Origin of the sequence: Pseudomonas sp. S9 (genome assembly GCF_000222125.1) — a bacterium.
GTDB classification, from domain to species: domain Bacteria; phylum Pseudomonadota; class Gammaproteobacteria; order Pseudomonadales; family Pseudomonadaceae; genus Aquipseudomonas; species Aquipseudomonas segetis.
This window is the reverse complement of sequence record NZ_AFFX01000025.1, coordinates 1-1,259: the sequence shown is the minus strand read 5'-3', so window position 1 is coordinate 1,259 and position 1,259 is coordinate 1. Positions and strand designations below refer to the sequence as shown.

Sequence of the window (1,259 nt, the reverse complement as noted above, 5' to 3'; positions counted from 1 at the left end):
TTGCCAGCGATGCACCTGTGATGAGCCGCTTTGAAGCCATGCTCAGCATGCGCGATTACATTGCCCGTCATCTGCAGGAAGAGCGCGCAGCCATGCACCACGTCACCCGCCATATGCTGGGCCTGGCCCAGGGTTTCAAGGGTGCCAGACGCTTCCGCCAGTTGCTCTCGGTGGATATTCACAAGGCCAATGACCCGCTGGAACTCTTCGACCAGGCCGCTCAATTGCTCGAAGGACATTGAGCCCCGATTCGCCCTCGGGTAATGTCAGGGGATCCGCAACGACAAGGTTTAGTCATGACTAACAAGCTGGATCAACTTAAACAGTTCACTACCGTTGTCGCTGATACTGGCGATTTAGATGCCATTGCCCGCCTAAAGCCGGTCGATGCCACCACCAACCCTTCGCTGCTGCTCAAGGCCGCCGCCATGCCACGCTACGCTGAGCTGCTGAAAAGCTCGGTCGATGGCTGTAATGGCGACTTGAACCTTGCCTGCGACCGCTTCGGGGTTGCCGTTGGCCAGGAAATCCTGAAAATCATTCCCGGACGTATTTCGACCGAAGTCGATGCGCGCCTGTCCTTCGATACCGATGCAACATTGCGCCGCGCCGAGCGCCTGGTAGAGCTGTACGAGCAAGCAGGCGTTGGACGCGAGCGTATCCTGATCAAGATCGCATCCACCTGGGAGGGTATCCAGGCTGCCGAACAGCTCGAGAAAGCGGGTGTGCAAACCAACCTGACATTGCTCTTCTCCTTCGCCCAGGCTCAGGCTTGTGCCGATGCCGGTGTGTTTTTGATCTCGCCGTTCGTGGGCCGCATTTACGACTGGTACAAAAAAGCTGAAGGCTGCGATTTTGTCGGCATGGCTGACCCTGGCGTGCAATCGGTAACACGCATCTACAACTACTACAAAGCCAATGGCTATGACACCGTGGTCATGGGTGCCAGCTTCCGCAACCTGGGCCAGATCGAACAGCTGGCTGGCTGCGACCGCTTGACCATCAGTCCGGACTTGCTACAACAGCTTGCGGATGATCAAGGCAATCTCGAGCGCAAGCTCAATACCGGCGCGACTGGCGAGGCCAAGCAAACACTGACGCAAGCGCAGTTTCGCTGGGCAATGAACGAAGACCCAATGGCCACTGAAAAGCTCGCCGAAGGCATTCGCCAGTTTGCCAAAGACCAGCAAAAACTCGAGCAGTTGCTGAGCAGCTAGCCGAGGACCACTTCGTAGGGTGTGACAACGCGAAGCTTGTCC

Annotated in this window: 1 protein-coding gene and 1 pseudogene; both read left to right on the top strand. The window is 57.2% G+C overall.

Going from position 1 to position 1,259, the window contains the following annotated elements; genetic code table 11:
- Positions 1-242: pseudogene (locus PSES9_RS24220) on the top strand (tRNA-dihydrouridine synthase); the annotation flags it as partial.
- Between the two features lie 54 nt (positions 243-296).
- Positions 297-1,217, top strand: a complete 921-nt coding sequence (gene tal, locus PSES9_RS0122825) for a transaldolase (RefSeq protein WP_010490966.1) — start codon at positions 297-299, stop codon at positions 1,215-1,217.
- The last annotated feature ends 42 nt before the right edge of the window (positions 1,218-1,259 follow it).